This window comes from Alcanivorax sp. HI0083 (assembly GCF_001635175.1).
Genome location: NZ_LWFX01001132.1, coordinates 1 through 6,387, shown reverse-complemented (window position 1 = coordinate 6,387; position 6,387 = coordinate 1). Strand labels below are relative to the sequence as shown.

Genomic DNA, 6,387 nt, shown 5'->3' with positions numbered 1-6,387 from the left:
AATCCACACCCTGCTCAGCCACCGCCAAGGCAATCTTGTAGTCGTAATGGATATCCGCCACCAACGGCACATCCACCTGCTTGCGAATTTTGCCAAAGGCTTCCGCGGCATCCATGGACGGCACCGACACCCGCACGATATCCACACCGGCATCCTGTAAACGGCGGATCTGGCCAACGGTGGCGTCCACATCACAGGTTTCGGTATTGGTCATGCTTTGTACGGAGATCGGGGCATCGCCACCGACAGGGACATTCCCCACCATGATTTGGCGGGTTTTACGACGTTGGATTTTAACTTCCGGTTCCATGGTGTTTTCTACCCTCGCGAATCAGGGAGCGGAGATTCGCACAACTTTACCGGGGGAATCCGTCGGCAAGGTGACAGCGCTGCCGTTGACCAGCAACTCGTCCACCGCGCCGGCGTTACCGAGAGTCAGGCTGAATGGCGCTTTACCATCCAGCATCAGGGATGCGCCACCGGATTGCTCGCCCTGGCGCAGAGTGCGCCCGGTGGCATCGGTGACCTTGATCCAGCAATTGCTGGTGAAACTGAGTAGCAGACGATCCAGACCATTAGCCGCGAGCATGGACGAGCCATCATCGCTCTGCTCAGCCGAGCTGCCATCAGCCTGGGGATCGCTAGCGGAGCTGGCATCAGTCTCATCATCCTGCATACCGTCGTCAGTGATGCCTTCGCCGTCAAGATCCGCGCTCGCCGGAGCAGCCCCGGAATCCATGCCACCGAAACCGTCAACAGCGCCGCCAGAGGGCTGAGCGCCAACACTGTCATTCATGTTTTTCAGCTCGGCCTCCTGCTCTGTCGCCGGCGTTTGTTCCGGCAGCGCAGGCAATTCGCCGCTGGCAGGCCAGAGCGCCCACAACAGCGCCACCAGCACCGCCAGCGCCAGTGCGATCAGCACGGGTTTTCGCCAGGCCGAAGGCGGCGGCGCAATGGACGGCAACTGCAGCGGCTTGTCCAACACATCGTCATTAACCATTTGCTGGAAGGTGTTGGCGATTTCATCCGCCGGCAGCCCGAGCAGCCGCGCGTAATTGCGCAGATACCCTTTAACAAAGGTCGCTTCCGGCAAGCGCTCGTAATCGTCCGCATCCAGGCTCTGCAGGTAGGTCAGCGACAAGTGCAAACGCTGGGCCGCCTGTGCCTGGGTCATGCCCTGGGCTTCACGGGCTTTGCGACAACGTTCGCCGGGTAATACCACCATGTCATCGCTCATTGCTGCGCTCCTTTTGCTTGCTCAGCTTTCCATTCCTGCCACTGACGGTATTCGCCAGAGCGGCGGTACAAATTATCCAGCGCCAGCTCATAGCTGGATTGCTGGTTGCGGTAGCCCAACGAATTGGACAGTTGAATCCCCAACCACAGGGCCCGGGCACTCTGACGACCAGTGCGCTGTACATATTGCTGGTAATAATCCCAGGCCAGGCGGCCACGATCTTCATCGAAATACAGTTGCGCCAACTCCAGGTTGGGCTGAACGGAACGCGGATTCAGGCGCAGTGCTTTCACATAGGCATTGCGAGCATCGTCATCGTTCCCCAGTTTCTGGTAACAGCGGCCCATGTTTTCCCAGGCGCTGCCGCGACCTTCATAGGACGGATCGTTAGCGGCTTTCTTGAAATGCTTGAGCGCTTCCTTGTACTCGCCACGGCCATACAGCAAGGTGCCGTAGTTATTCAGCGCCGGGGAGTAATGGCGATCCGCATCCAGCGCCTTGCGGTAATGGTATTCTTCGTTGGCGGGATCCTGCTCGTACTTATAAAGCAAGGCCATGGCGTTGTGCGCAACGGCACTGTCATCATCCAGGCTCAGCGCGCGGGAAAAGTGACGGCGCGCTTCTGACGGGCTGCCTTGCTGCAGGTACTGCAGCCCGGCGGCCACACGGCTATTTACCGCTTCATCCACTTTCACCTTGGGTCCATCGTCCACCGTCACACACCCGGCGGCCAAAAATCCTGCAAAACACAGGATAAAAATAACCTGAAAAAAACGTTTCATTAGGTCTGCGCTGTGTTGTTATCGGTTTGTTCGGCGCGGTGAAAAATGGATTCCTTCCAGCGCTCACTGCGCCGGGTGCGGTCCTTCACCTGCCCCACTAACTGACCACAAGCGGCATCAATATCATCGCCGCGCGTTGTCCTGACCGTGGTCATTACTCCATTGTCATTCAGGTACTTGTGGAACTCCAAAATATCGTTCTTGCGTGACCGCTCATAACCGGCATGCGGAAAGGGGTTAAACGGAATCAGATTAACCTTCACGGGAATGCCGTTAAGCAGTTTAACCAATTGGCGGGCATGTTCCGGCTTGTCGTTCACATCCCGCAACATCACATATTCCATGGTGATGGTGTTATGGCGGTGGGTAATATTCTTGCTGTAACTCTTGCAGGCCGCCATCAGGTCTTTCAGCGGATACTTGCGGTTCAGCGGCACCAGCTGGTTACGCAGCTCGTCATTGGGTGCGTGCAGGCTTACCGCCAGGGACACATCCAAATCCTCGCTGAGCTGATTCATCTTCGGAATCACCCCGGAGGTAGACAGGGTGATACGTTTTTTACCGATGCCGTAGCCCAGATCATCTTTCATGATCCGCATGGCCGTAAGCACCTTGTCGTAATTAAGCAGCGGCTCGCCCATACCCATCATCACCACATTGGTAATCGGGTGCTGACCCAGGTTACGGCGCGGGCCAAAGGCGCGGCTTGCCTGCCACACCTGACCGATGATCTCGGCGCTGGTCATGTCGCGCTGAAAGCCCTGTTTGCCAGTGGAGCAGAAGCTGCAATCCACGGCGCAGCCCACCTGGGATGAAACACACAGGGTGCCGCGACGACCATCGGGAATAAATACGGTTTCCACGGCACCGCCGTTATCCATTTCGAACACCCATTTACGGGTGCCGTCACGGCTGATGCTCTCGTGGGTTACCTTCGGGCCGCGGATTTCCGCCACCTCGGACAATTTCTGGCGCAATGCCTTACCCACATCGGTCATTTGCTCGAAGGAATCCGCCTGGTGGTGGTGGATCCATTTCAGCACCTGCTGGGCACGGAATTTTTTCTCCCCCATGGTCAGGAAGAACTCTTCCATTTGCGGGCGAGAAAGGCCGAGCAGATTTACCTTCTGTTGGGCAGTCATAGCATTCTCCAATAGGAAACCGGGTTTCCTTTAAACGCCAACCACGGCCCGAGGCCGTGGTTGGTATTGCACGCAAGCGGATATTAGCTGGCGCGCGGGCACAGTTCTTCGTCGGAGAAGAAGTAGGCCAGTTCGCGGGCGGCTGACTCGGTGGAGTCAGAACCATGGACCGCGTTTGCATCGATTGTTTCCGCAAAATCTGCACGGATAGTGCCGGCTTCGGCTTCTTTCGGGTTGGTAGCACCCATCAGATCACGGTTTTTGGCAACCGCGTCTTCGCCTTCCAGAACCTGTACAACCACAGGACCGCTGGTCATGAAGCCCACCAGATCCTTGAAGAAAGGACGCTCTTTGTGCTCAGCGTAGAAGCCGCCCGCCTTTTCGTCGCTCAGGTGTACCATTTTCATGGCAACCACGCTCAGGCCAGCCTTCTCGAAACGGGTAACGATTTCGCCGATCACGTTCTTGGCCACGGCATCAGGCTTGATGATAGAGAGTGTGCGCTCAACAGCCATCAGTCAGTTCACTCCAGATTTGCGTTAAATGTGGTCCTCGGCAACAGCAAGGGCTGTCCGGGGCAATGACAGGGGTGATCGCTGACCGGTCAAAGCCGTCAGTTACACCACCCCTTGGAACCGGCGGATTATACGCAAGCGGGGCGAATTATGATACCGTTGCCGCCCCGTCGGAGGCGCCCATGTTCTGCTGTTGCCGGGGGCGCCCATTTTCTTCCTCGCCCCCTATTCGACAGCGCCCTGTAATGGCGTATAATACCCGACTAAATTACTCTGGTATTTCCAACACCACCTGAACCGCAGGCCCCGATCTATGAGCCAAGCCGAACTGGACAAGCTGATTCGCTCCAACTACGAGGCCGGTTTCACCACCACGGTGGACACCGAGACCCTGCCCCCCGGGCTGAGCGAGGAGGTCATCCGTTTTCTGTCCGCCAAGAAAGGCGAACCGGAATGGATGCTGGAATGGCGTCTGGACAGCTACCACAAGTGGCTGGAGATGACTCCCCCGGACTGGGCCCACCTGCATCACCCGCCCATCGACGTCAACGAGGTGTCCTTTTATTCCAAGCCCAAGAGCCTGGACGACGCCCCGAAAAGCCTGGATGAGGTAGACCCGGAGCTGCTGGCCACCTATGAAAAACTGGGCATACCCCTGCACGAGCAGGAAATGCTCGCAGGCGTGGCCGTGGATGTGGTGTTCGACTCTTCTTCCGTATTCACCACCTTCAAGGAAAAACTGTGGGAAGCCGGGGTCATCTTCTGCTCCATTTCCGAAGCGATTCAGGAATACCCGGAACTGATTCAGAAATACATGGGCTCAGTGGTACCCAAGGGCGACAACTTCTACGCCGCCCTGAACAGCGCCGTGTTCTCTGACGGTTCCTTTGTGTACATCCCCAAGGGCGTACGCTGCCCCATGGAGCTGTCCACCTACTTCCGTATCAACGAAGCCAACACCGGCCAGTTCGAGCGCACCCTGATCATTGCCGACGAAGGCAGCTATGTGAGCTACCTGGAAGGCTGCACCGCCCCCCAGCGCGACGAAAACCAGCTGCACGCCGCCGTGGTCGAGCTGGTGGCCCTGCCCGGTGCCGAGATCAAATACTCCACGGTGCAGAACTGGTATCCCGGCGACGAAAACGGCAAGGGTGGCATCTACAACTTCGTCACCAAGCGCGGCGTGGCCCACGACAACAGCAAGATCAGCTGGACCCAGGTGGAAACCGGCTCTGCCATTACCTGGAAGTACCCGTCCGTGATCCTGCGTGGTGACAACAGCATCGGTGAATTCTACTCCGTGGCCCTGACCCGCCACATGCAGCAGGCGGACACCGGCACCAAAATGATCCACCTGGGCAAGAACACCAAGAGCACCATTATTTCCAAGGGCATTTCCGCCGGGCGCAGCAGCAACAGCTACCGCGGCCTGGTGCGGATCAGCCCCCGGGCAGAAAACGCCCGTAACTTCACCCAGTGCGACTCCCTGCTGCTGGGCGACACCTGCGGCGCGCACACCTTCCCGTACATCGAGTCGAAAAACCCCTCGGCCACCATCGAACACGAGGCCACCACCTCCAAGGTGAGTGACGACCAGATGTTCCTGTGCCGCCAGCGCGGTATCGACCCGGAGAAGGCGGTTTCCATGATCGTGAACGGCTTCTGTAAAGAGGTGTTCAAGGAACTGCCCATGGAATTTGCCGTGGAAGCGGGCAAGTTGCTGGAAGTCAGCCTGGAAGGCGCAGTGGGCTAAGCCCCGACTTCACCGAACAACACCCTGAATTAACTCGGGTCGGATTCCCGGCCCAATCGAAAGGCGCATCAAAACATGCTGGAAATTCGTGATCTTCACGCCACCGTGGCGGACAAGCCGATTCTCAAGGGCCTCAACCTCACCGTGAACCCGGGCGAGGTACACGCCATCATGGGCCCCAATGGCTCCGGCAAATCCACCCTGGCCAATGTGCTGGCCGGTCGTGACAACTACGCAATCACCGGCGGTGAAGCCCTGTTTGAAGGCAACAGCCTGGCAGACCTGGAACCGGAAGAGCGCGCCCAGGCGGGCCTGTTCCTGGCCTTCCAGTATCCGGTGGAAATCCCCGGCGTCTCCAACATGGAATTTCTCAAAGCGGCACTGGAATCCGTACGCGGTGCCCAGGGCAAGGAAGAGTGGGATTCGGTCACCCTGCTCCGCCAGGCCCGTGCCGCCTGCAAACAGGTCAACCTGGATGCCAGCTTCCTCAAACGCGGCGTCAACGAAGGCTTCTCCGGTGGTGAGAAAAAACGCAATGAAATCATGCAGATGCTTTTGATGGAACCGAAGCTGGCACTGCTCGATGAAACCGACTCCGGCCTCGACATCGACGCCCTGCAAACAGTGGCCAAAGGGGTCAACTCCCTGCGCAGCCCGGAGCGCGGCATCGTGCTGGTCACCCATTACCAGCGCCTGCTGGACTACATCGTGCCGGACTTTGTGCACGTGCTGTCCAACGGCCAGATCATCAAATCCGGCGGCAAGGAACTGGCCCACGAACTGGAAGAGAAAGGCTACGGCTGGTTGACCGGAGAAGAGGAGTCCGCATGAGTCTCTCCGCTTCTGCCCTGGCGCAGGAACTGAAAAGCCAGGCGCTGACCAACGCAAACAACAGCGGTAGCAAAGGCGATGCCCTGGCCGCCCTGGAAGCGGCCAGCTTCCCGGAGCGCAAGACTGA

7 protein-coding genes are annotated in these 6,387 nt (G+C 58.1%); 2 read left to right on the top strand and 5 right to left on the bottom strand.

Features of this window, described 5'->3' with window-relative positions; translation table 11 throughout:
* The 5 genes from A3754_RS15890 to ndk form a co-directional block, all read right to left on the bottom strand.
* A partial coding sequence (locus tag A3754_RS15890; RefSeq protein ID WP_197468683.1) for a flavodoxin-dependent (E)-4-hydroxy-3-methylbut-2-enyl-diphosphate synthase occupies positions 1–310 on the bottom strand: 310 nt, incomplete at its 3' end.
* 21 nt (positions 311–331) lie between these two features.
* Entirely contained in the window at positions 332–1,237 is a 906-nt protein-coding gene (locus tag A3754_RS15885; RefSeq protein WP_063520490.1) for a RodZ domain-containing protein, read from the bottom strand.
* Positions 1,234–2,019 (bottom strand): type IV pilus biogenesis/stability protein PilW, encoded by a 786-nt coding sequence (gene pilW / locus A3754_RS15880; RefSeq protein ID WP_063520489.1) that lies wholly within the window; start codon positions 2,017–2,019, stop codon positions 1,234–1,236. Before pilW ends, A3754_RS15885 begins: the two co-directional genes overlap by 4 nt.
* Positions 2,019–3,161: a 23S rRNA (adenine(2503)-C(2))-methyltransferase RlmN gene (gene rlmN, locus A3754_RS15875; RefSeq protein WP_063520488.1), complete on the bottom strand. Its 1,143-nt coding sequence runs from the start codon at positions 3,159–3,161 to the stop codon at positions 2,019–2,021. The genes pilW and rlmN overlap by 1 nt, the downstream gene beginning before the upstream one ends.
* An 83-nt stretch (positions 3,162–3,244) precedes the next feature.
* A complete protein-coding gene (gene ndk / locus A3754_RS15870; protein WP_007148916.1) occupies positions 3,245–3,676 on the bottom strand; it encodes a nucleoside-diphosphate kinase in 432 nt (143 codons plus the stop codon).
* A gap of 313 nt (positions 3,677–3,989) precedes the next feature.
* On the opposite strand from ndk, the gene sufB reads away from it, so the two are divergent.
* On the top strand, positions 3,990–5,429 hold the full coding sequence (gene sufB / locus A3754_RS15865) for a Fe-S cluster assembly protein SufB (protein WP_063520487.1): 1,440 nt from the start codon (positions 3,990–3,992) through the stop codon (positions 5,427–5,429).
* 75 nt (positions 5,430–5,504) lie between these two features.
* Positions 5,505–6,260, top strand: a complete 756-nt coding sequence (gene sufC, locus A3754_RS15860; RefSeq protein ID WP_063520486.1) for a Fe-S cluster assembly ATPase SufC — start codon at positions 5,505–5,507, stop codon at positions 6,258–6,260.
* Positions 6,261–6,387 lie beyond the last annotated feature (127 nt).